The following is a 23,376-nucleotide window of genomic DNA, read 5'->3' as shown; positions in this document are numbered from 1 at the left end:
ACCTCCTAAAGCTTGATTTCAATGTCCACCCCGGCAGGCAGATCCAGGCGCATTAAGGCGTCCACGGTTTTAGGCGTGGGTTCCAGGATATCGATCAAACGCTTGTGCGTCCGTATCTCAAACTGCTCCCGCGAGTCCTTGTTGACGTGGGGTGAACGCAAAATGGTGTAAATATTTTTCTCCGTGGGCAAAGGAATAGGGCCGGCTACCTGGGCACCGGTGCGCCGGGCGGTCTCTACAATCTTCTGGGCCGACTGATCCAGCATGTGGTGATCGTAGGCCTTCAACCGGATGCGAATCTTTTGCTTTTTCAAGAGTCTACCTCCTTTCAAACCCGGCAAAGGGGGTTTTCGTAAATATGAGAAGTGGGATGTGGGATGCTTTCCATTACTGGCCCCACTTTCCACTTCCCACTTCTCGTTCCAGCTGGCTACTCGATAATCGAGGTGACCACGCCGGCTCCGACGGTACGGCCACCTTCCCGGATGGCGAAGCGCAGCCCTTCTTCAATGGCAATGGGGGTGATCAGCTTGATCTCCAGCCGAACGTTATCCCCGGGCATCACCATCTCCACACCTTCAGGCAGCGTTATCGTCCCCGTCACGTCCGTTGTCCGGAAGTAAAACTGCGGCCGGTACCCGTTAAAGAACGGCGTGTGCCGCCCACCTTCTTCCTTGGTCAGCACGTATACTTCCGCGTTGAAGTGGGTGTGCGGCTTGATGCTCCCGGGCTTCGCCAGCACCATCCCCCGCTCCACTTCCTTACGGTCGATACCGCGCAACAGACATCCAATGTTGTCCCCCGCTTCACCCCGGTCCAGGATCTTCCGGAACATTTCTACACCCGTGACCACCGTCTTCTTCGGCTTCTCCATCAGACCCACTATCTCTACTTCGTCGCCCACTTTCACCGTCCCGCGCTCTACACGCCCCGTCACCACCGTACCGCGACCGGTGATGCTGAACACGTCTTCGATCGGCATCAGGAAGGGCTTGTCAATGTCACGCTGCGGCGTCGGAATGTATTCGTCCACCGCGTCCATCAGTTCCCAGATCGATTTGCACCATTCGCAATCCCGCTTGCCACAGCCGCATTCCAAGGCCTTTAACGCCGAACCCGTGATCACAGGTACGTCGTCCCCCGGAAATTCATAGGTGGACAGAAGTTCCCGCACTTCCATCTCCACCAGTTCCAAAAGTTCCGCGTCGTCCACCATGTCCGCCTTGTTCATGTACACCACAATGTAGGGCACACCCACCTGCCGGGCCAGCAAAATGTGCTCCCGCGTCTGGGGCATGGGACCGTCCGCCGCCGATACCACCAGAATCGCACCGTCCATCTGGGCCGCACCCGTGATCATGTTCTTCACGTAGTCCGCGTGGCCCGGACAGTCCACGTGGGCATAGTGCCTCTTTTCCGTCTCGTATTCCACGTGGGCGGTGTTAATGGTAATCCCCCGCTCCCGCTCCTCCGGTGCGTTGTCGATCTCTTCGTATTTCTTGACCTGCGCCTTGCCCACCGTAGCCAGCACCGTGGTGATGGCTGCCGTCAAAGTGGTCTTCCCGTGGTCAACGTGTCCAATGGTCCCTACGTTTACGTGGGGTTTCGTCCGCTCAAATTTGGCCTTGGCCATGATCCTCTTTCCTCCTCCTTGAAACCCACTTTTTTACACACTTCTAAATTATTACCACTTTTCTTTAAATCATGCAATAAGTCACAGAACACAAAATTCGCTAAAGGGCTTAAAATTCCTGCTCCCCAAAATAAAAATCACCAGCTTTTACGCTGGCGATTCTTTAGTGGTAGCGGCGCAGGGACTCGAACCCCGGACACAGCGGGTATGAACCGCTTGCTCTAACCAACTGAGCTACGCCGCCGCAATGAGAAGTGTGAGGTGAGAAGTGGGAAGTGAGAATTCAAGGCTGGAATTCGGCTTTGCTGAATTCCTTCTAATCTCACCTCTGACCTCTCGCCTCTCACTTCTCAAACTGGAGCCACTAACCGGGATTGAACCGGTGACCTCGTCCTTACCAAGGACGCGCTCTACCGACTGAGCTATAGTGGCATTGGTTGCGGGGGTAGGATTTGAACCTACGACCTTCGGGTTATGAGCCCGACGAGCTACCAGCTGCTCCACCCCGCGTCGGCAAGTTATATTATAACACAGAACCGGAACTTTTCAAACCCTTTATTTGAAGAAGTCCGGTCCTGAGTATAAGCTGGCATTTGGTGGAGGGGGCAGGATTCGAACCTGCGAAGGCGTCAGCCGGCAGATTTACAGTCTGCTCCCTTTGACCACTCGGGAACCCCTCCGTATGGGATGTGGGAGGTGAGAAGTTGGAGGTGAGATTTTAAGGCTGGAATTCGGCTGCGCCGAATTCCTTCTACTCTTCTCACTTCTAACTTCTCGCCTCTCACTTCTCAGCTGGAGCCGGCGATGGGACTCGAACCCGCAACCTGCTGATTACAAGTCAGCTGCTCTGCCAATTGAGCTACGCCGGCATGGCTCACTTGCTTCAGGCGCAGTTATTATAATAACAGAAAACCCCGGTCGTGTCAATACCCCCACCGCAGCCTTGTCACCGGACTATGATATTGTCACCCTGTAAGCGGACTGAGAAAATGTCACTATGGGAGGAGAAATCTTTTTGAGTGCTAAAGAGTCGCGCAGGGTGTTTGTGATTGAACAGGCCGTCAAAGGCAAGATTACCAACAGGCAGGCTGCTGAGGTCCTGGGCTTAAGTGAACGCCAGGTATACAGGCTAAGTTTAGCAGGTAGCCGATCTTCCCATGAAACACCTTTAAAACATAGTATAGCAAAAGAAGGCTGATGACGGAAGGTGTCGAAATTTTACTATATCAAAGGCCGGAATAATTCCTTATTTCACTGCCCAAGCTAATGCTAAGCACTTTTACTTATAAGGAGGAAAATCCCTTGTCCAGATATGCCAAAGCAACCGTGGCACTTATAATGGCTGTAATTGCCGGTGGATTTTACGCCGGCAAGATGTACCTGGCGACGGACAATCCAAAATCCACTGTCGCTGGGGTCTATTCTTCCCAACCTGCGGGGGAAAAAACAACGGCAAATATCCCCCCTTCACAGGGAGTAAAACCAGCAAGAAATGAGGCAAAGGTTCAAATCCCGGAAAATGTTAATGAAAAGAAAAGTGCCACCGGCGATAAAAAGACCGGCCAGACCACTACTTCCTTGTCCAACGCACGCCGCGGTTGGGGCATTAAACGCAATGACAACCACCAGCAACCGGAAATGCCCAAAGCAATCCGCGACACCCTGGCCCGGTATGACGCCTACTGGATTGGCAGTCCCGGTGAAAAGGTGCTTTACCTGACCTTTGACGAAGGTTATGAAAACGGCTACACGGCTAAAATACTGGACATTCTCAAAGCCAACAACGTCAAAGCCGCCTTCTTTGTGACCGGGCATTACATCAAAAGCCAGCCGGAGCTGGTCAAGCGCATGGTAGCTGAAGGACACATCGTGGGCAACCACACCATGAACCATCCCAGCCTGCCCGACATCAGTGACGATGAGATCAAGAAAGAGCTGCAATCGGTAGAAGAGCTTTACACCAGGCTGACGGGGAAGAAGATGAAATACCTGCGCCCGCCCAAAGGGGAATACAGTGAGCGCACCCTGGCCGTAACCAGACAACTGGGCTATTATAACATTTTCTGGAGCCTGGCCCTGGTGGACTGGATACCCATGCCCGGAGGTCCACAGGAAGCCTACCAGTCGGTAATGGATAACCTGCACAACGGGGCGGTAATATTGCTGCACGCCGTATCCAGGGACAACACCGAAGCCCTGGACCGCATCCTTAAAGATGCCAGGGCCCAGGGGTACACCTTTAAGACGCTGGATGATCTGGTAGCGAAAAAATCTTAGTGATTTGCCGGCACCAAAACAAGGGCCTGGCGTAACTTGAGGATCGCCAGGCCTTTTGTACGGCATTACCGCTTTAGATTCACCTGGTAATCATAGACCATCCGGGAAATCTCCGCGATGCGGGCAAATCCTTTATCAACATCCGTTTCCCCTTTGGACAGCACCACCAGGATGTAAGGGTGTTCGGCAAAAACAATCCCGGCATCGTTGGCCACACCCCAGACATCTCCTTCCTTATGGGCCACCCTTACCTCCGGCGGGAGCCTGCCGGGCAGACCCACGTGGTAAATGGGGTTGGCCATATCATCTAAAAGGCGCTCTCCCAGGGCAGGATGCTTACGGCTGAATTCCAGCACCGCCTCCATATACCGGCCCATGTCCCGGGCAGTGGTGATATTCTCCCCGCCCGGGAACACGGTTTGCCCGCCAAGGTCACGCATAAATTGGGCCACGTTATCCTTACCCAGGTGGCGCACCAGCATGCGGTAGGCAATGTTGTCGCTGATGGTTATGGACAGGTTGGCCAGTATCCGCAGGGAATAGCTATCGCCGTCCCGGGCAGAAAACTGCAGAATCCCGGCTCCCCCTTGATAATCCCGTTTGCTGTCATAAACCACCCGGTCATCCCACTCCAGCCTGCCCTGGGCCACGAGATGGTTCAAGTAGAGGACCACGGGCACCTTTACCGTGCTGGCGGCGGTTATGGGCTCATCACCGTTTATATCAAAGCTGGCCCCGGAGTGCAGGTCCTTAAAGTAGATGCCGTAAACTCCCGGCTGTTGGGCCAGGTAGTCTTTCAGTTGGTTTTGCAGTGGCCGGTAATCCGGTGCCTGCTGAAAAGACGAACCCTTTTCTCCGGTCGCTTGCGCCGGCGAAATGTCCAGGCCCGAACTGTTCCAGGCACCTCCCGTACCCGCGACCAAAAACGGCAGGGCAATTAAGAACATCATTATGCTTAACAAGCGACGTCTTTTCATCATTCACATCCTCCTTCCCGAACGCAAAAAATGAGCCGGCAAAAGCCGGACACACTTTTAAAACTCTTTTGAAGACCTATATTAAAGTATAATGAAAGCATGTTCGCAGGACAATGGCCAATTGATGGGAAGGGTGGTATTGACTTTACGCCTGGATACTTACTGCATGCCGGAGGGGTTTTCCGCTCAAAAAATTGACAATTTCCCCGGCAATTATTTTTGCCGCTCTCATTGGTGCAGCTTCCGTTTTGCCTCCCAGGTGGGGGGTCAGGACGACGTTGGGGAGGGTAAAAAAGGGATGATCCGGCGGCGGGGGTTCCGAAATTAAAACATCCAGCGCCGCAGCCCGGATCCTTTTTTCCTTTAAGGCGCGGTAAAGGGCATCCTCATCCACCAGTTCACCCCGGGCGGTATTGATTAAGCAGGCCGAGTTTTTCATCAGCGCCAGCTGGGGTGCGCCAATTAAACCTATTTTTTCCGGAGCGGGCCGGGTATGGAGGCTGACAAAATCGGAAGCTGACAGGAGTTCTTCCAGAGTCACGGGCCGGCCGCCCGCGGCAAGAATTTCAGCCGGCTCTACCTGGGGACTGTGCACGAGGAGGTTCATACCAAAGGCCTGCGCCCGTACCGCCACCCGCCGGCCAACCTGTCCGAAGCCGATAATGCCCAGGATCTTCCCCGCCAGTTCTACTCCCTCCAGCCGGCTGCGGCAGTCGTACTGCCAGGCGCCGGCCCCCAGGCGGCTTACCAAACGGCAGGTCTCCACCATATTGCGGGCTAGAAAAAGCAAAAGGGCCATGGTTAAATCAGCGGTAGAGTCGGCCGCCCGCCCCGGGGCATGCACCACGGGGATCCCCCGGCTTAAGGCCGCCCGGACATCCACATTCACCGGGTGTGCCCGGGCACAGGCAATCAGGCGCAACCGGGGCGCACTTTCAATCACTTCTTGAGTGACCGGGGCTTTATGCACCACCAGAATGTCGGCCCCGGCCAGCTTACCGGCCAGCTCCGCCGGAGATCCGTAAAACTCTTTGACTCCTTTTTCATGTCCCGGGAGGGGTTCAATACCTTCCTGCCCCAGTCCCATGCTCAGCACTGTTACGGTCACCGGCCACCCGGCCAGCGCCGCCGGCAATTCCCGGCGCAAAGCCCCCGCGGTAAGGGTCCCGTCATCCACAAGATACAGGTGCACGGTTGCGACCTCCCCTTTGATTGCTCCCGGTGTTGGAAATTCGTTTTCCAAATGATAAATCCTGCCAGTATTATTTTGTAGTGAAGTTAAAAAGGCGGCGGGAACCTTCTCCCGCCGCCTCCCTCCGGAGCCGGAAAATTTTTTTAGAACTACGCACTTTAGCAGCCGGTAGCCTTTTCAGCCGGCTGGAGCACTTTTTCTTCCGCAAACAGATTGGGAGTAGAGTCACCTTTGAAGAAGTTGCGTCCGTAGACCAGCAAGCACATGATTATTCCCGCACCGAAGGCGTAAGCTGCTCCCTTAGCCAGTAGCATGCCTCCCACTATGCCTGCAATACCCAGATCCTTGATATTTCTGGATTCTTTAACCCCCACATAAAGGGAAACAAATCCCTGGATGAGCATAGTCAGGGAGAGGGCCACCGGCAGAATTGGTCTTACCAGGCTGACTATAGGTAAAATGAAGTAACCCGTCAGAGTCCCGAACCGGAAAGCTCCCACCCCGCCAATGGAAGAATCCATGGCCGCCCGGCCATTTTTCCATCGTTCATAGGTAACCACGGTCATAGCCGCCCAGATTGGCCCGCACATGGAGATGTCGGGACCGAGAATGCTCATGCCCGTGTTACGAATGCCCACGATGAGGTGCGCCCGGTTGGGGTTATAATCCACCGGATCGTCAGACCGGAATTTTTGAGCATCCCGGATAATGGCCTGGCACTGGACGGCATCTCCAAATATCACTATATAAGCCGCCAAAACAAGGGGAAGAGCTTTAATGTAATAGTCAATTGACGGCCAGCCAAGTTTACCCCAGGGCACCCAATCGGTCCACAGGGTGGCAAAATCGGGCCGGGAAATACCCCACTCAATGGCCGGGAAGCCACTTTCCTTGACCAGAGCTGCTATAAATACCGCGAGCAAGATAGACGGTAAAATACCCAGGTTGGAAATGACACGGGCAATTTTGTTTCTTTCTGCCAGCTTTTTAAAGGATTCGGCATACATCATCCAGAAGGCCAGACCAATGGCGATGGTAATGGTAATGGGGAATTTTTCAAAACGCCCTCCTTTTTGGAAAATCATATAAATAGCTGAAATACCAGCTCCGATAATCACCCCCGATTTAATGGCGGGGGGAATGGAAGCAATTACCCTATTGGCCAGTCCCGTAATGCCTAAAAAGATGCACCATAATCCCAGCAAAAGTTCAAAGGCAATCAACGCGTGCATACGTTCCGGCCCTGCCGGATAGCTTGAAACATAGGCTATGAGGAGTGGTATGGCGGGAGTTACCCACCCGGGTACTACAGGGTCGCCCAACAGGGCATGCAAACAGTATAAGATACCGTTTAACACCACAATGGCCAGGGCTACTTCAAAGGGCATGCCCAGGGTATCCTGCAAAACGGGGATAATGGACAGGCAGACGGCACACATGACCAGTCCTTGAATGTAATCCGCCCACTCCCAGCGGTAGTGCACCCCAGGCAGTCTCATTTTAAAGGGGCCCAAAGGCCAGTACGGCACTTCGACACCATCGGGTCTTATAGCCCGCCAGTTTTTCATCTTTTTATTCCTCCTTTTGTTCTTAAAACTTGAAACTTGATTAGCTCCAACCCGGAGCACGGAGCGACGGGGTGCCCCGCCGCTCAGGCAGTTTTGCGGCAGTATCCACTAACAGAATTAAATGGTACCTTCAAGAGGGCGGCCTTCTTCATCCCACCCGCGCAGGCGGTAGTAATCGGCCAGCATCTGCCTGAAGTTTTCTTCCGGGAGAACATCACCGTTTTCCAGCGGTTCGTTAAAGAAGCGTGGCGGCAGGTTATCGTCATCCCTGGTCAAGCCCTGTAAAAGGTTAAATTGACGGGTGGCCGCAACTATGCGTGTGGCGATGCGGCGCAACTGTTCTTCGTCCACATCCAAACCCGTAGTGGCTTTGACCAGTGTAACCAGGTCCTCCCATAAAACCAGGTCCCGGTAAAAACGGCAGAGAATAAGGGCATCATAAATGGCCAGCCGGTCCTCATAATCAATAAACAGCTCTGCTTTCCCGTGAGTGGTTTTCGGATCGATGATCCCGGCCAGCTCGGGCTTATAAAATGTAGCGCGCAGGTGGCACGCACCCCGGGGAGAGGTAGCGTAGGCCAACCCCATGCCCTGCAACACCCGGGGATCGTAGCCGGCCGGCTCCATCCCTTTAACATGTATGGCGAGACCGGACAGGCCCAGTTTTTCCGCCGCCACCCGGATACCCTCGGCCAGCAGGTCACCCACGCCCTCCCGCCTGGCTATCTGGTGGAGTAACTGCGCAATACTATCTACGTCTCCGTAAGCCACTTTAATGTCCAGCGCTCCTCTTTGTGCCGCCTCTATGGCAAAGGCCGCCATGTTACCCGCACTGATTGTATCCAGGCCGAGCCGGTCGCAGATGTCGTTCAGGTAAATAATTTCGGCCAGGTCGTAGATGCAGCACAATCCGCCGAAAGAATAAATGGTTTCATATTCCGGACCTTCCACCATAAGCCCTTGGTGCCTTCCCCTGGTCACCCGCGTGAGGTTGCCGCAGGCCATGAAGCAGGGGCGGCAGGCCCGGGGCTGCACTTCAAAGTTCTCGATCAGGTAGTCGCCGGTCAGAGACTCCCAACCGGGCAGACTTCCTCTGAACCAGTATTCGGCCGGAAAGGCGCCAACCGAGTTCAATACCGACACAAGCTGGGGCGTACCGTACTTACGGTAGCCAAGCGTCCCGGGGTTATCCCTGGCCTTTTGAGCCAGCTTAGCGACATATTGTTTCAGGCCCGCCGGGTCGGCCAGCTCACAAGCGGCACGACCGTGAAAAACGATGGCCTTAAGTTTCTTCGACCCCATCACGGCCCCCATGCCGGTCCGTCCCGCGGAACGCCAGTAGTTGTTTTCAATGCAGGCATAGCGGACCAGGTTTTCGCCGGCCGGACCGATCACCACCGTCTGGGCATCATTTGCGCCAACCTCCGCCAGTGCTCTGTCTTCGGCAGCGTAGCAATCCAAGCCCCACAATTTCGTACCGTCCCGGAAAGAAACACCCTGATCGGTAACTTCCAATAAGGTAGGATTTTTTGCCTGGCCCTGAATGATAATAGCATCGTAACCGGTTTTCTTCATTGCCGCCCCCACATGGCCGCCTGAGTAGGACTCGCCGTAAAAACCGGTGAGGGGGGACCGGGCAAAGACTCCAAAACGGTTGGAACCCGGCATGGCCGTACCTGTTACAGGGCCGGTGGTAAAAATCAGGCAGTTTTCCGGACCCAGCGGGTCACATCCGGGCGGAATATTTTTGAGCATCAGGTAAGTGGCCAACCCTTTACCGCCCAGGTATGCGGCCAAAACTCCATCTGGAATTTCCTCCGCCTGCCACTGCCTGGTTGACAGGTCAATGCGGAGCAGTCGCCCGTAAAAGCTTTTCATGATTTAAGTCTTCCTTTCCTTGCCTTTAAAATGCCCTTTCGTAGATTTCCCTGATGTCGTCCACCGTGAGCTTCCTCGGGTTGTTGGCCAGCAGGCGGGTCACTTTAATGGCACCCTCGGCCATATCCGGTATGGCTTCGGCAGTTACACCGAGATCACGCAGATGTAAAGGAATTCTAATATCGGTGGACAGCTGCTTAATGGCCTCGATAAATTTATCGGCCGCCTCACGGTCAGGCAGTTCCTCCACCTTTTCACCCATGGCCAGAGCCATAATCTTAAACCTGGGCAGGGCTCCGAGCAGGTTTGATTCCATGACATAAGGCAGCAGGACGGCGTTTGCCACACCATGGGGGATATGGAACTGGGCACCCAGGGGATAGGCTAGCGCATGGACGGCAGCAACACCGGCGTTGGCGAAGGCAATCCCTGCCAGCAGGCTGGCCATGGCCATGTTCTCCCTGGCTTCCATATGCTCACCGTTGGCCACTGCCGTACGCAGGTGCCGGGCAATGAGTCTTATGGCCTCCAGAGCCAATGTATCGGTAATGGTAGTGGCATTAACGGAGATATACGCTTCCACGGCGTGGGTCAGGGCATCCATACCGGTGGCTGCAGTAATGTGGGGAGGCATGGTAACCGTTAGCTCAGGATCCACAATGGCCACTTTGGGGAGAAGGTACGGGCTGACCACTCCCTTTTTCAGCTGTTCATCAACATCGGAAAGGATGGCTATGGGTGTGACTTCGCTACCCGTGCCCGCCGTGGTCGGCACGGCAATTACCGGTATACCCGGATTGGGTACCAGGTTCACGCCAAGGTAGTCTTTAATGGTACCGGGGTTGGTCATCAAAATAGAAGCGGCCTTGGCCACGTCCATGGAACTGCCTCCACCCACCGCCACCAGCAGGTCATAACCGCCTTCTTTAATGGCCTCCTGGCATTTGGTCACCACCTGTAACCGTGGCTCGGGCTCCACTTCACTGAAAAGTCCGATTTCCAGGCCGGTGGGAGCTAGGGCCTCTTTCACCTTGTCCACCAGGCCGGTTTTTAAAAGTACGGGGTCGGTAACCAGCAGGATTTTGGTGGCGCCAAGGTTTTTAACCTCACCGGCAATCCGGCCGAGACTACCCCTACCGGTAATGATTGTGCCTGCCGTCCAGAAATAGGTTACTTTCACATCATGCACCTCCAGAATATTTTCTGTCGGTGCCACAATTTTTCAAAATTCATGCCTGTTTGAAAACTTCTGCTTAAATGGCCGCGAAGCCTTTTAATCTCGCGGCTTGATCCCTACCGCTCTCCCTTATATCCTCTCACACCCGTCTCTGGATGTAGCAAGAGTGCAACAAAAAACGCGCAACTCTGCGCGTTTTAAGAAAAATATTTTTTTATTTTCCGGGCCAGAGTACTCCGGTGAATACCAAGCGCCCGGGACGCCTCCTCTTGCGTGGAATATACCTGCAACGCATGTTTGATAAGGTCCTTTTCAAATGCTTCCAATGCCTTTTCCAGGTTTTCCGGAGTTTTAGGCGAAAGGCTAGTGGTGGATTGCTCCAAATGCGCCTCCAGTTCCCTGGCTACCATGCGGGCAGTAATCGTAACCCCGGAACTGAGAACCACCAGTCGCTCCATCAAGTTCTGCAGCTCCCGCACGTTTCCCGGCCACCGGTAACCAAGCAATTCCCGGCAGGCTTCCGGAGTAAGAATCTTTTTGATGTTGTAGCGATCCTGATAAAGGTTGAAAAAGTGACTGGCCAGGGGAATGATATCCTCCCGCCTGTGGGCCAGGGGAGGAACGTAAATTGGTATGACATTCAACCTGTAGTAGAGATCCTGACGAAAACGTCCCTCACGCATGAGCTGTGCCAAATCTTGGTTCGACGCGGCCACAATGCGTACATCGACTTTTTCCGGCCGCCCTCCGCCCAGAGGGTAGAATTCCTTGTTTTGGATCAACCGCAGAAGTTTCACCTGGGCGGGGAAAGGTACTTCACTAATCTCATCCAGAAACAGTGTCCCTCCCTCGGCTACCTTGACCAACCCGGGATAACCTTCCCGCCGGGCGCCCGTAAAAGCTCCCGGACGGTAACCGAATAATTCCGCCTCAAAAAGTTCCCCCGGAATGGCGGCCGCGTTTATCACCACAAAGGGTTTGTGCTTCCTCGGACTGTATTCATGGATGATCCTGGCCACGACTTCTTTGCCGACGCCGGACTCGCCCTGGATCAAGACGGTGGCGTCGGAATACGCGGCACGAATGGCCCTGTTCACTACCTGTTTCATGGCCTCGCTTTCCGCCACTACCGTCCCGATGCCTTCCAGTTCCACCAGGTGATTTGCCGGGGTCGGCGTGATTTTCTTTCCTTTATTGTTTCGCAACGGTTTCACCGTAGTAACTACCAGAAAAATTTTACCCTCTTCGTCAAAAACGGGATTTCCGGTTACCATCACTTTCTGGCCGGTTTTAAGCACATGCTGGGGAATGGTAACAGGGCGCCCCTGTTCAAGTACCATCAGGGAAACCGACCGGTCGAAGTAGCGGTTATCCACCAGTTCATTCATGTTGCGCCCGAACAGTTCTTCGCCATGCAAGCCGGTTAAACATTCGTAGGCGCTGTTCACGCCCAGGGTATAAGCTTGCCCGTTGGTGTAGTATAAACCGGTCTCAGTATTGGTAACACGCAACGACTTGCCCTGATAATTCCCCTTCCCTTTGCCTGATTCCGAAGCATTCGATTTTAGAAGATTTGTATTATGCAAAGCGAGTAGATGATCGCTTCCATCTTTCCAGCATTCCGGCAGGTAACGAGAAAGGCCTTCTTTGAAAAGCATTTGCTTTCTCCTCCCTCCCCGACAAGTTACGTTAAAATATTTAGACACTTCATGATTTCGACATTGCAATACGATCTCCTCCAGCTCAACCAGCGAAAAACAAAAGGCAGGTTATGCCTGCCTGTGGTCCGTAGATTATAGATGCATCATTTTACCTTCATATCTTCATAAAAGAAGGGAAGACAGGTTGCCGGCCAGAATGAATAGTACCAGAAAAAACCGTGAGGAAAGTAATAAGGTGCAGGTGTTCATAAAGCTTTTGGATTACGTTACGCGATAGTACCTTTGAGGAGGTTGCAAACAATTAAATTATGAATACTGGCTACTTGTTTACACTGATCAACGTGGCCGTATTTCTGGATACCGTGTTGTACGGTATCATCATCCCCGTGGTACCCTATTACGCCACCAGCGCAGGTGCCTCCACCACCGAACTGGGGCTAATTTTTGCCGCCCTTTCCGCCGGCCTCCTGCTGGCCAGCGTACCCGCGGGGCTGGCCTGTGACCGTAACGGCTACAGGCCGGTCATGGTTCTGGGTATGGCCGGCCTGACCATATCCACGCTAATTTTCATAATTTCCCGCTCGGTCTGGCTTCTGGTTATCAGCCGTTTACTCCAGGGAATAGCCGCAGCGGCCACCTGGTCCGCGGGCCTGGCCCTGGTGGCGGCCCTCTACCCCTCGCATTTAAGGGGACAAAAAATGGGGATAGTCATGACCAGCACCGGCCTGGGCACCATTATCGGCCCCGTGCTGGGTGGTACCCTTTACCAGTTCGCCGGTTACGCCTTCCCCTTTCTGGTAACGGCGGGCGCAGGGGCTTTGCTGACCCTTTTGTTGTGGTCTAGCCCCCTGCCCAAAAACAGCACCCCTACCGGTCGGGAGCAGTTGCCGTGGCAGCAGTTTTTATTTGACCGGAATATTTTCTGGGGGGTGGTAATTACCGTCGCGGGTAGCTTCGGCTTTGGCATGCTGGAGCCCCTTCTGCCCATCGACTTTCAAAAACGTTTTGGTCTCGGCAGTGCCGGCGTGGGGCTGCTCTTTGGCGCCTTGAGCCTCTCCTTCGCCCTGTTCCAGCCCCTTTTCGGGATCCTTTCCGACCGGCTGGGACGCAAACCCCTGATCGTGGCCGGATTGCTCGGCACGGCAGCCACTGTTCCGTGGCTGGTCGTGGCACCCAATGTAAAGCTGGTGACTGCGGCTATGGCCCTGCTGGGCCTTACCACCGGGGCCTACTCCACCCCCGCCCTGCCTTTGCTGGCGGAATCCATGGAGAAAATTCACCCCAAACACCCCACTGGCGGAAAGACAGGCCGGGCAAACGGCCTTTACGGCACCACCTACGGCATAGCCAATACCGCCTATTCCGTGGGGCTACTCACCGGTCCCCTGGCAGGCACTTTCCTGGCCCAGCGCTGGGACATCCTCACGGTCATGCTGCTCTACTCCGCCCTGCTGGGGGCCACTGCCATAGGAGTGACGGCCCGGCTGCAGGAAACGCTAAAGGCAAAGAAAATCCTGTCTTAAGCTTTCCAAAAGACTAATTCCCCGGCGGTTCAATGGCGGAAACAATCTCCGGTTTCAACTCGCGGTACTTGGCCAGCCACTGGCGGCGCTCCCGGCGCAGTTCTTCCACCAGCTGCCGGTAAACTTCCGGGCTATAGTAAGTAACGGGGTTATAGCGCTCCAGGTCCAGACCCGGCACCTGTAAAGGCACCTGGTAGCCCCAGTCGGGATCAGTTTGCCAGGTAATGCTGTCCCGGGCAATTTCCCGCAAGATGTGGGTGGAAACGGCAATGGTGATTTTTTCGCCGGGCAAGACGGGCCCAGCGCCCACGCTCCCGGTGTTTAACAGGTAGCATTCCATGTCCGGATTGGCCCGCAGTATTTCCAGCAGGCGGTTGCCTTCCTCTTCTTCAGGACCAATGATAAAGGGATTGGTGCCCACCTCTCTTTTCGATTGTCCGGCACGGGTGGGATCTCCCGCCGACGTTTCAATGGATTCCCCCAGCATAAAATAAGCCGCCGCCTGTTCCGCCGTCAACCTGGCCACGGGAGGGATAATGGTATTCCGGCGGGTGATAAAGATGAGCCGGTGGGCCTTGTCAAGATCAATGCGGTCATCGGTATTGAGCACGTCCCGGCGCAGGATCACTCCCCGGCCGTTGGAAGTAAGCCCGGTATCATCAAATAGAATCCGCCCGTCTTCCAGCACCTTCACGTTTTCAAAAACGGCCCCGGGAGCGGTGGCCGCCCGGTAAAGAACCTGCTGGGACTCATCTAGACCTTCCGTTTTAATATAAAAGCCGTTTTCCGTACCATAACAGTAACCCCGGCCATCCATCATCACCACGTCATCCTGGCGGATGACGACCCCTTCCTCCCCGGTCAAACCGTGATCATGCATGGTGAGGGTGGTTTTCCCTGTACCCGAAAGACCAAAAAGAATAAAACCAACCTCTTGTAACTGGCCGTCCCTGCCCCGCACCCTTAAAACCTTGCTCCCCGCATGCAGGCCCAGCCAGCCCCGCTTTTTCACCGCATACATGGCCATGCGCAAAAAGGATTTCTTGCATTCCCCGAAGTAGTCCGTTCCCAGAATGTAGGTCACACCGGCTTCGGGGTGGCAAAAAATAATCCGTTCAGGCCACTCCGGAACATAAATACTCATTAAATCCGGCTTTTTGTCCGGATCTTCCGGCTCAAAAAGCATCAAACGCCACTGCAGCGGGATGCGGGCATATTCGGCAGTGATATATAAACGGCAGTGCAGGTGGAAACCGGGATGGGTACCCATCTGCCTGTCCAACCGGATGATCGTTTTTTGCCCCAGGTAGGCATGCACCTGGTCCACCAGTTCCAGCGCCCGCTGCCGGGAAATGCCCTGCTGGTCCACCCCCAGCCTCACCCCGTCTTCCACAATATAGGTAAATTTGGCGCTGCGGTTGCGGACCCGGGTGATGTAATTGACGCTGCCATAGAGAGTGACCTGTTCCTCATGGGAGGCCAGTGCCCTTAAAATTTCCGGCGAAGGATTGGCTATTTCCCGGTCTGCTACAACCCTGCGGCGAAACTCTTCCATGCTCAGTCCACCTTCCGGTATTTTTCAAATTTATGTTAATAATTTTATTCAAGTAAATTTTTCATTTTCCTGCATGGTGCATACAAAATACAAAAGAAGATCCATTCGCCTCTATTCAAAATGATTGGTGAAGGTGATATAATATCACCGGCGGCACAACCACAAACGGAAAAGTTAAGGGGGGAAAACCGTGGCCAAAATTCCGTACATTGAATCGGAAGAATGCCTGGCCTGCGGCTCCTGCGCAGACGTTTGCCCGGATGTCTTCCAGATGAATGAAACCCTGGGCTTCGCCGAGGTGATCAATCCACAGGGGGCCAGTGAAGATGAAATTCAGGAAGCCATTGATATGTGCCCTGCCCAGTGCATCCACTGGAAAGAGGAATAGAAAGCATCAAAGCTAAAATCAAGGGGCGCCGGGAAAGGCGCCCCCTTATTTGCTGGAGGAATTGCATATGCGAACCGGAACGGCCAACCTGCCCCTGCACGGAGGGAAATGCCCGCCCTGGCTCTTTGAACGGATGGTCAAAATGAGCCGCGCCTTAATTGAAGTGATGGTGGTGGAAAGCGGCCCGGACGGGATCCTGGCCAGGCTGGCCGACCCCTTCTGGTTTCAAGCCCTGGGTTGCGTACTGGGATTTGACTGGCATTCTTCCGGTTTAACCACCACCGTCTGCGGTGCGTTAAAGGAAGCCCTGCGGGACCGGGCCGGCCAGCTGGGGCTTTTTGTGGCGGGCGGCAAGGGAAAGACTTCCCGCCAGACACCTGGCGAAATCCTGGCCATAGGGGAAAAGTTTCCCCTCGCCCGGGATCCTCAAGAACTGGTTTTTGCGAGCAAGATGGCCGCCAAAGTGGACAACGCCGCCGTCCAGGACGGATACCAGCTCTACCACCATACCTTCTTTTTTACTTCCTCCGGACAATGGGCTATCATCCAGCAGGGTATGAATGAAACTACCCGCTGGGCCCGCCGCTATCACTGGTTGAGCACCACGGTAAAGGATTTTGTCTGTGAACCCCATACGGCGGTATGCTGCGATTACAGGGGTGAAACCCTTAACCTGGTGGCCCTGGAAAGTGACCCCGCCCGGAAGGTGATTGCCGAACTGGCCAGGGAAAAGCCGGAAAACCTGCTCCGGGATCTAACCCGGTTGCAGCAGGATGCCCTCAACCTGCCGGCCAGGCACCGCGTGGAACTGGCCGACCTGAATCCGGCCAGGCTGCACCGGGTGCTCCTGAAAAGTTACGAACGGCAGCCGGAGAACTTCGCCGCCTTGGTGGTCACCGAAGGAGTGGGGCCCAAAGCGCTGCGGGCTCTTTCCCTGCTCTCGGAACTAGCTTACGGAACACCGCCCAGCTTCAGGGATCCCGCCAGGTTCAGTTTTGCCCACGGAGGCAAGGACGGCCACCCTTATCCCGTGGACCGGGCCACCTATGATCACTCCATAGCCTTCCTGGAGAAGGCCCTGGCCGAAAGCCGCCTGGGCCGCCAGGAAAAAATAGAGGCCTTCCGCCGCCTGGGCCGGTGGCCCCGCCACGCGTTTTAGCGCCAGGACACGGCTTGTCCCGGAGATTATTGAAGCCTTTTATTTTATTTCACCAAGTTCTTTCAGGCAGGGCAGGTTGGCGTCGATGGAAACCTCCACGGCACCGGCAGGCGAGGGATTGGCAAGGCGCAATCGAAAGCAGGGTTGTTTTAAGATATGGTGCCACACAGTTTCCCCTTCTTCGACCTCCAGCCTGCCGGTGGTCTCCCATTCCTGCCCGTTGTACTCCTCCACAAAGAGATTCACGATCCCGGTAGTGCGGATGCGAAAGGCAATGTTCAAAAGGGTCGCCCGCGGGCAGTCCAGCTCCACAACCTGACCGGCGCCGAGATTCATCTCCCGGGCCAGGTGAACAATGCGCGGTACAACAATTTTTTGTACATCATAATAAAGACTCATTGCCTCACCCTCTACAAAGAGTTCTCATGGTTTTACCATTGTTCTTTAATATTACACGATTTTTGCTCTAAATGGCAAGAATCCAGGGTTTCTAGAGGTAAGAGATGAAGGACCAGAGTAAGGCAGTCTACCAAATCAAGCGCACCTACGGGAAATGGTTCCTGACGAAAGTGAAACGGGCAATCTACCGGTACTCCATGATCACGGCAGGCGATAAAATTGCCGTAGGCGTTTCGGGGGGCAAGGATAGTTCCGCTCTCCTGTACATAATGTGGCTGCTCAAACACTATTCCCCCCTTTCATTTGACTTTCACGCCGTCTTTCTTGACCTGGGCTGGCCGGTTGATCCTGCACCCCTGGCCTCCTTTTGCCGGGAACGGGACATACCATTTCATGTGGAACAAACGGCCATCGGAGCCATCGTCTTTGAACACCGCCGGGAGGAAAACCCCTGTGCCCTGTGCGCCCACCTGCGCCGGGGCGCCCTCCACGAAGCGGCCCGGCGGCTGGGTTGCAACAAGGTGGCTCTGGGGCATCACCTGGATGACCTCCTGGAAACCTTTCTTTTAAACTGGGTCTATACCGGCCGGCTGGCCACCTTTACGCCGGTAACCCATCTGGCCAGAAGCGGCCTGGTGCTTATCCGCCCCCTTATTTACCTGCCGGAAGCCACCCTGGCCGGTATCACGCGGGCTGAAAATCTTCCCGTGATAGATAACCCCTGTCCTGCCAGCGGTAAAACGAAGCGGGAAGAAATACGCTCCCTGGTCGGCTTGATGGCGAAAGCCTACCCCGATATCCGCGAAAAATTTCTCACCGCCATCGAAAAGGCCGGGTGGTTGGAACCGGGTCCTGACAAATAAACCACCTCCGGAACAATCCGTAGGGCTACACGGAAGTGGTTCACGCCTCGATAGGGCTTGCCTGCCGCGCCTTTCTGGTAACTACCACTGGCTGCATGGTAACAAGCTTGCTTACAGGGTAACATTTTTTGGTTATAATGAAAGCAGCATATGATTTTAAAGTAAGGAGGCGTTTCTTGATGAAGGACTGCCCGGTATGCCATGTACCCCTTAGGGAAGTGCCCCGCTTCGGGGTTTTGCTGGATGTCTGCTCCCGCTGCCACGGGGTGTGGCTCGACGGCGGAGAACTGGAAAAGGTGATTGCCCTGGCCCGGGAGTTCCACGGCGAATTTCAGCACTACAAAGATTACGACGAGCACCACAGCTATCACCATCACGACCACTACGGCCATCACGGCTACCACAAGCACAAAAAGAAACGCAGCATCTTCGAGTTATTTGAAGATCTGTTTGATTAAAAAATCTGGGTGGCGCGTTTCCCGACCACCCTTTTTATTTTGCCGGCCGCCCTTCTTTTTCCCGGACCTCCCCCCGGGCCAGGGAGAAATATACGCCGCCGGCGCAGAGCACGGCAAAGAGCAAAAAGGATATATGCATGCTTTTCAGCAAAAGCGGACTCGCAGCCAGAGTGATGGCCCTGCCCTTCAAATAAAAGCCAAAGAATAAGGTAACCAGGGCCATGCTCAAAGCCTGGCCGACCAGGCGCATGGTACCCAGGGTGGCCGAAGCCACTCCGTAATAGCGTTTCTCCACTGCACTCATTACCGCATTGGTATTGGGCGAAGAAAACAGGGCAAAACCAATGCCAAGCAACACCAGATTTCCCATTATTACCCATAGGGGAGTGGTTTTGTTTATAAGGGAAAAAAGAAAAAGTCCCGCAAAGCTCAAGGCCATTCCCAGGGAAGCAAGCAACCGCGGCTCAACACGGTCGGAAAGCCTGCCGGCCAGCGGGGAAAGAAGGGCCATCAGAATGGGCTGCGCCAGGAGGATAAAGCCGGCAGTCTGGGCATCCAGCCCCCTGACCACCTGCAGGTACAGGGAAAGCAAAAACCCCACCGCAAAGGTGGCGCTGTAGTGAATGAGCGCCGCCAGGTTGGAAAAGGCAAAAACCAGGTTGCGGAAAAGGTTCAGGTTGATCAACGGATAGGGGTAGCGCAGTTCCTGCCGGATAAACAGGGCCAACAAAACCAGACCCAGTGCCAGGACCCAGCGGGCATAGGTGCTGGCGTTGGCCGACGCAATGCCGTACATGAACGCCGCCATGCCCAGGGTGTAAAGGAACGCCCCCGCCGGGTCATATTTTTCACCCCGCACATCCCGCCATTCTCCCTTGAGTTTAAACACGGTGACCAGGACCACAATTAAGCCAAGCAAAAAGTTCAGGTAGAAAATATACCGCCAGCCCAGCTGGTGGGTTAAAAACCCGCCCACCACCGGCCCCAGGGATAACCCCGTATAAACAGCCGCCACGTTGATGCCCAGCACTTTCCCCCGTTCCTGGGGAGGGAATACGCCGGTCAGCATGGCCACGCCGGTACCGAAGATCATGGCCCCGCCAATGCCGTGCAGGATGCGGAAAAGAATCAGCATTTCCCCTGAAGTAGCCAGGCCGCTTAAAAGGGAGAACAAGGTATAAGTAATAATCCCGGCCAGAAAGACCTTTTTCCTGCCGTACAGATCCGCCGCCCGGCCGAAAGGAAGCAAGAAGACAGAGGAGGCCAGGAGATAGGAAGTAACAATCCAGTTGAGCATCAAAGCGTCCAGGTGAAATTCCCGGCCAATGGCCGGAATGGCCAGGTTGACGGCACTGCCCATAAAGGGAGTTAAAAAGGAAGCCAGGGTGGCCGCCAGCAAAACGTATTTTTTCAAGTCCCGCGTGTCATCCATGTCATTTGCAGTCGCAGGGACTGCCCACCCCCCGGGAGTTTATTATTTGGAATTCATTATTATCTTGACATTTCAACGGGTAAAATAAAAATCCTCCCGGGCATAACCAAAAAAATACCTGCCCCATATAATGCGGCAACACAGCTTGGCTAGCAGCTGTATGCCTCCAAGGCCTGTTGCGGTCACCTCGCTGCCCCCATGAGCACGACCAGCACGGTTGAAGCGCATTTTCGAAACCGGGGGTTAACCCGCGCAAGTGTTCTCCCCATCCCTGCCGGAGGCATATTTAGAAAATCGCCCTGACAAAGGCAAGGCGACTTCTGGAACGTGCATTGTGCGATCCCGGCTAAAAAGTGAAAGTGATTCAACTCTCCTTCTCAAACTCCTCTTTGCCCACCCCGCAAACAGGACACGTCCAATCGCCGGGAAGTTTTTCAAAGGGCGTTCCCGGAGGTACACCGTTTTCCGGATCGCCTACTTCCGGATCGTAAACGTAGCCGCAGACAGAACATACGTATTTATCCATTTTTACAGTCACCTCTGCTTGTTTTTGAATAAAGGTGGGAGCGGTTTTAGGAATACTCCCCCTTTTTACCTGGTGATAGTAAGCATAGGTCATGGGAGTACCTTCTATTAACACTTTTGCATCGGTGAGTTCGCCAATAAAAATGGTGTGCGTTCCGGCATCCACTTCCTGAATTACTTTGGCCTCCAGGTAGGCGAGAACATGTTCGGCGGGGTAGGGTAACCCGTTTTGACTGAGTTCATACTTCAGGCCGTTGAACTTATCCACTTCCCTGCCGCTTTTAAAGCCAAAGCGCCCGATTAAGGAAAGAGGGGCCTCCTGGGCTAATACGGAAACCGCAAAAACCCTGCTTTCCTTGATAAACCCGTGGGTCAGGTTTTGCTTGTTAATACTCACGGCAATTGTCGGTGGCTCATTTGAAATTTGAAACACCGTATTGGCAATCTGTCCGTTAAAACGGTCACCTTTTTTAGAGGTGATAACATAAAGACCGTAACTGATCTTGTGCAGGGCTTTGGAGTCCAAAAAGACCATCCCCCTCTGGCATTTAAAAATTTACCTTATTGCCGTCTCTTCCAGGCGTTCCATAACATAACGACCGCCCGCACCCGTTGCTGGTTAAAATAGCTTTCCCCCAGGCACTCACTCTTCAAACGCAGGCCCTTTGTGGCGGGTGCCCTTTACCGGGGGTTTACACTCCAGCTACAGCATCCCCCCACATCAACTAACTTTTCCCGGTCCTGCGGCATGTTCAAGTTTGCACTCCAGCTACAACACCTCCCCCAGCTTACGTCCCATTTCCCGCACCGCTTCCAGTTCGTCCTCACCGGGGATATACTGAAGGTTGACGACATCCAGCGGCACTTCCCAGCCCATCGATTGCATAAACGCCTTTACTTCTTTCGCACCCTGACCACCCCAGCCGTAAGAACCAAAGGCAAACCCGATCCGTTTTTTCGGCCTCAGTCCTTTAAGGTAGGTGAGAAAAGCACTCACGCTGGGCAGCATGCCGTTGTTTAAGGTGGGCGTGCCAATTAAAACGGCTTTTGATACAAGCACGTCGGGCATAATCTCCGAGATGTGGCTGGTCTGCAGGAACCTGACCGTAACGGGAATACCGGCATCCTCCAGGCCGTCCTGCAGGGCCAGAGCAATTTTCTTCGTAGAACCCCACATGGTATCGTATACTATAAGCGCTTTTTTCCCGGTTTCGTGATTGGCCCACCGGCGGTAAACCTGCAAAATCCGGGGCAGGAAGGAGCGCCAGATCACCCCGTGGCTGGGGGCAATTACGTCAATGGGCAGCTGGGAAACAACATCCAGGGCCTTGTTTACCTGGTCGCCGTAGGGCAAAACGATATTGGCGTAGTACTTTGCCGCTTCCTCGTGAACCACATCCCATCCCAGCTCATCATCAAAACGTTCAATGCTGGCAATGTGCTGTCCAAAGGCATCGTTGGGCAAAAGCAGTTTCTCTTCAGGGATATAGGTGACCATTGAGTCGGGCCAGTGCACCATGGGAGTGTGCACAAACTTTAAAGTGCGGGAGCCGATGTTGAGTTCGTCACCGGAATTAACAACCACAAAGTCCCAATTCCTTTTGTAATGCCGCTCCAAACCCTTTTTCCCCTGGGGCGAAGTTACGATTTTGGCACCCGGGGCGAGATCCATTATTTTGGGAACGCTACCGGAATGATCCATTTCCACATGATTGACCACCAGGTAGTCGATTTTGGCCGGATCAACAACTTTTTTGATCCTGCTCAACATTTCATCAAACAGGTAGTGTTTGACCGTATCCACCAGCACAATTTTTTCATCCACAATCAGGTACGCATTGTAGGTGGTTCCCCGCGGAGTGAGATAGCCATGAAAGTAACGCAAGTCCCAATCGATGCCGCCCACCCAGTATATTTTCGTTTTGATTTCCACCGGTTGCATGATTATTGTATTCCCCCTTTGTTGCATAGATGAGCCAGTTAGTTATATCCCACCGCTAAACCGTACAAAGCTACAGCAAAAACGTTTTTGCTTTCTTAATATAGAATTCAAGATTGATAACTGTTTTCCTGTATGCCTGCAAAAATTTTTTGGAAGAACTGGCACGCGGTGAATCAGTGGTGCGTCCCCTCGATGACCTCCACACCTTTGGCCTGGATGGTCTTCTTGATCTGCTCCTTGAAAGGACACCTGGGATAGTCCCCCTCCAAAAGCATGCATGAGCTCAAATGAACATGGGTAAGATCGTAGGGCAGCAATTTTTCCACCAGCCGGGAAACGCGGCGTCCGCAACATCCTCCGCAGGTGAAAAAGCCGATCAGCTCGGCATCGGGGCCGTAGCGGGCAAAGTGCTGTTCCCTTTTGTTGAAGCTGTTAAGACAGCCCACGCCCGGGCAGACCTCGGAAACAATGTTGCAGCGTACCACGGCAATCCTGGGTTTGGCCGGCGGAGGAGCATTGGGGTCCCGGGCGGTCATTTTGCTCCGGGCTTCCATAACCTCGTTCATGGTGATTTCCCCGACCCCTTTTTGCCTGGCCCACTCCTCCACCTTTTTCCTGGCTTTTTCCCGCACAAAAAAGGGGACGTTGTTCATGTACTGCAGGGCCTCTTTGGTCCATTTCATGTGCATCATCCTTTTTTCCCGTTGGTCTGGTACTTATCAGGGCCCATTATAGGAATTTAAATTTGAACGGACAATGAAATAGATCA

The 23,376-nt window shown here is 54.1% G+C and carries 21 protein-coding genes and 5 tRNA genes; 7 read left to right on the top strand and 19 right to left on the bottom strand.

Annotated features, from left to right (window positions below; all coding sequences use genetic code 11):
• Nucleotides 1-5 precede the first annotated feature (5 nt).
• The 7 genes from rpsJ to BUA65_RS08150 form a co-directional block, all read right to left on the bottom strand.
• Complete coding sequence (rpsJ, locus tag BUA65_RS08160; protein ID WP_013824064.1) at nucleotides 6-314, bottom strand: 30S ribosomal protein S10; 309 nt, start codon at nucleotides 312-314, stop codon at nucleotides 6-8.
• Between the two features lie 116 nt (nucleotides 315-430).
• Complete coding sequence (gene tuf / locus BUA65_RS08155) at nucleotides 431-1,633, bottom strand: elongation factor Tu (RefSeq protein ID WP_072868765.1); 1,203 nt, start codon at nucleotides 1,631-1,633, stop codon at nucleotides 431-433.
• A gap of 167 nt (nucleotides 1,634-1,800) precedes the next feature.
• Nucleotides 1,801-1,877, bottom strand: a tRNA-Met gene (locus tag BUA65_RS18545).
• A 112-nt stretch (nucleotides 1,878-1,989) separates the two neighbouring features.
• A tRNA-Thr gene (locus BUA65_RS18540) sits at nucleotides 1,990-2,065 on the bottom strand.
• A 2-nt stretch (nucleotides 2,066-2,067) separates the two neighbouring features.
• Nucleotides 2,068-2,143 (bottom strand) — tRNA-Met (locus BUA65_RS18535).
• An 84-nt stretch (nucleotides 2,144-2,227) separates the two neighbouring features.
• A tRNA-Tyr gene (locus BUA65_RS18530) sits at nucleotides 2,228-2,313 on the bottom strand.
• A gap of 113 nt (nucleotides 2,314-2,426) precedes the next feature.
• Nucleotides 2,427-2,502, bottom strand: a tRNA-Thr gene (locus BUA65_RS08150).
• Nucleotides 2,503-2,648: 146 nt separating this feature from the next.
• On the opposite strand from BUA65_RS08150, the gene BUA65_RS08145 reads away from it, so the two are divergent.
• On the top strand, nucleotides 2,649-2,831 hold the full coding sequence (locus BUA65_RS08145; protein ID WP_072868763.1) for a helix-turn-helix domain-containing protein: 183 nt from the start codon (nucleotides 2,649-2,651) through the stop codon (nucleotides 2,829-2,831).
• Between the two features lie 104 nt (nucleotides 2,832-2,935).
• The gene (gene pdaA / locus BUA65_RS08140; RefSeq protein WP_072868761.1) at nucleotides 2,936-3,910 is read left to right on the top strand and encodes a delta-lactam-biosynthetic de-N-acetylase; all 975 of its coding nucleotides are present in this window, start codon (nucleotides 2,936-2,938) and stop codon (nucleotides 3,908-3,910) included.
• 65 nt (nucleotides 3,911-3,975) lie between these two features.
• Here the strand turns inward: pdaA and BUA65_RS08135 are convergent, their stop codons facing one another.
• The 6 genes from BUA65_RS08135 to BUA65_RS08110 all read right to left on the bottom strand — a co-directional run bounded on the left by BUA65_RS08135 (nucleotide 3,976) and on the right by BUA65_RS08110 (nucleotide 12,360).
• Nucleotides 3,976-4,890: a serine hydrolase gene (locus tag BUA65_RS08135; protein WP_242656263.1), complete on the bottom strand. Its 915-nt coding sequence runs from the start codon at nucleotides 4,888-4,890 to the stop codon at nucleotides 3,976-3,978.
• 142 nt (nucleotides 4,891-5,032) lie between these two features.
• Entirely contained in the window at nucleotides 5,033-6,079 is a 1,047-nt protein-coding gene (locus BUA65_RS08130; protein ID WP_072868757.1) for an NAD(P)-dependent oxidoreductase, read from the bottom strand.
• Between the two features lie 158 nt (nucleotides 6,080-6,237).
• Nucleotides 6,238-7,647 (bottom strand): solute carrier family 23 protein, encoded by a 1,410-nt coding sequence (locus BUA65_RS08125; RefSeq protein ID WP_072868756.1) that lies wholly within the window; start codon nucleotides 7,645-7,647, stop codon nucleotides 6,238-6,240.
• A 117-nt stretch (nucleotides 7,648-7,764) separates the two neighbouring features.
• The gene (locus BUA65_RS08120) at nucleotides 7,765-9,525 is read right to left on the bottom strand and encodes an aldehyde ferredoxin oxidoreductase family protein (protein WP_072868754.1); all 1,761 of its coding nucleotides are present in this window, start codon (nucleotides 9,523-9,525) and stop codon (nucleotides 7,765-7,767) included.
• A 25-nt stretch (nucleotides 9,526-9,550) separates the two neighbouring features.
• Nucleotides 9,551-10,705, bottom strand: a complete 1,155-nt coding sequence (locus BUA65_RS08115; RefSeq protein WP_072868752.1) for an iron-containing alcohol dehydrogenase — start codon at nucleotides 10,703-10,705, stop codon at nucleotides 9,551-9,553.
• 194 nt (nucleotides 10,706-10,899) lie between these two features.
• On the bottom strand, nucleotides 10,900-12,360 hold the full coding sequence (locus BUA65_RS08110; protein ID WP_072868751.1) for a sigma-54 interaction domain-containing protein: 1,461 nt from the start codon (nucleotides 12,358-12,360) through the stop codon (nucleotides 10,900-10,902).
• Between the two features lie 311 nt (nucleotides 12,361-12,671).
• On the opposite strand from BUA65_RS08110, the gene BUA65_RS08105 reads away from it, so the two are divergent.
• Nucleotides 12,672-13,886, top strand: a complete 1,215-nt coding sequence (locus BUA65_RS08105) for an MFS transporter (RefSeq protein WP_072868749.1) — start codon at nucleotides 12,672-12,674, stop codon at nucleotides 13,884-13,886.
• 13 nt (nucleotides 13,887-13,899) lie between these two features.
• Here the strand turns inward: BUA65_RS08105 and BUA65_RS08100 are convergent, their stop codons facing one another.
• The gene (locus tag BUA65_RS08100; protein WP_072868747.1) at nucleotides 13,900-15,441 is read right to left on the bottom strand and encodes a phosphoenolpyruvate carboxykinase (ATP); all 1,542 of its coding nucleotides are present in this window, start codon (nucleotides 15,439-15,441) and stop codon (nucleotides 13,900-13,902) included.
• Nucleotides 15,442-15,631: 190 nt separating this feature from the next.
• Between BUA65_RS08100 and BUA65_RS08095 the strand changes: the two genes are divergently transcribed.
• Together BUA65_RS08095 and BUA65_RS08090 are read left to right on the top strand one after the other, a co-directional pair.
• The gene (locus BUA65_RS08095) at nucleotides 15,632-15,829 is read left to right on the top strand and encodes a ferredoxin (protein ID WP_072868745.1); all 198 of its coding nucleotides are present in this window, start codon (nucleotides 15,632-15,634) and stop codon (nucleotides 15,827-15,829) included.
• Between the two features lie 88 nt (nucleotides 15,830-15,917).
• Nucleotides 15,918-16,988 (top strand): DUF763 domain-containing protein, encoded by a 1,071-nt coding sequence (locus BUA65_RS08090; RefSeq protein ID WP_439328936.1) that lies wholly within the window; start codon nucleotides 15,918-15,920, stop codon nucleotides 16,986-16,988.
• Between the two features lie 39 nt (nucleotides 16,989-17,027).
• On the opposite strand, the gene BUA65_RS08085 is transcribed toward BUA65_RS08090, so the two are convergent.
• Nucleotides 17,028-17,387: a hypothetical protein gene (locus BUA65_RS08085; RefSeq protein WP_072868742.1), complete on the bottom strand. Its 360-nt coding sequence runs from the start codon at nucleotides 17,385-17,387 to the stop codon at nucleotides 17,028-17,030.
• A gap of 104 nt (nucleotides 17,388-17,491) precedes the next feature.
• Between BUA65_RS08085 and BUA65_RS08080 the strand changes: the two genes are divergently transcribed.
• Together BUA65_RS08080 and BUA65_RS08075 are read left to right on the top strand one after the other, a co-directional pair.
• Complete coding sequence (locus BUA65_RS08080) at nucleotides 17,492-18,250, top strand: tRNA lysidine(34) synthetase (protein ID WP_072868740.1); 759 nt, start codon at nucleotides 17,492-17,494, stop codon at nucleotides 18,248-18,250.
• 179 nt (nucleotides 18,251-18,429) lie between these two features.
• Entirely contained in the window at nucleotides 18,430-18,708 is a 279-nt protein-coding gene (locus BUA65_RS08075; protein ID WP_027356961.1) for a TFIIB-type zinc ribbon-containing protein, read from the top strand.
• A gap of 34 nt (nucleotides 18,709-18,742) precedes the next feature.
• Here the strand turns inward: BUA65_RS08075 and BUA65_RS08070 are convergent, their stop codons facing one another.
• The 4 genes from BUA65_RS08070 to BUA65_RS08055 form a co-directional block, all read right to left on the bottom strand.
• Complete coding sequence (locus BUA65_RS08070; protein WP_072868738.1) at nucleotides 18,743-20,140, bottom strand: MFS transporter; 1,398 nt, start codon at nucleotides 20,138-20,140, stop codon at nucleotides 18,743-18,745.
• Between the two features lie 364 nt (nucleotides 20,141-20,504).
• Nucleotides 20,505-21,200 (bottom strand): rubredoxin, encoded by a 696-nt coding sequence (gene rd / locus BUA65_RS08065; RefSeq protein ID WP_072868737.1) that lies wholly within the window; start codon nucleotides 21,198-21,200, stop codon nucleotides 20,505-20,507.
• A 234-nt stretch (nucleotides 21,201-21,434) separates the two neighbouring features.
• Nucleotides 21,435-22,607, bottom strand: a complete 1,173-nt coding sequence (locus tag BUA65_RS08060) for an FprA family A-type flavoprotein (RefSeq protein ID WP_072868735.1) — start codon at nucleotides 22,605-22,607, stop codon at nucleotides 21,435-21,437.
• Nucleotides 22,608-22,780: 173 nt separating this feature from the next.
• Complete coding sequence (locus BUA65_RS08055; RefSeq protein ID WP_072868733.1) at nucleotides 22,781-23,290, bottom strand: CGGC domain-containing protein; 510 nt, start codon at nucleotides 23,288-23,290, stop codon at nucleotides 22,781-22,783.
• Nucleotides 23,291-23,376 lie beyond the last annotated feature (86 nt).

The sequence above is a fragment of the Desulfofundulus thermosubterraneus DSM 16057 genome (assembly GCF_900142025.1).
GTDB lineage: Bacteria > Bacillota > Desulfotomaculia > Desulfotomaculales > Desulfovirgulaceae > Desulfofundulus > Desulfofundulus thermosubterraneus.
Note: the sequence above shows the minus strand (reverse complement) of the source record. Positions and strands in the feature narration are given on the sequence as shown.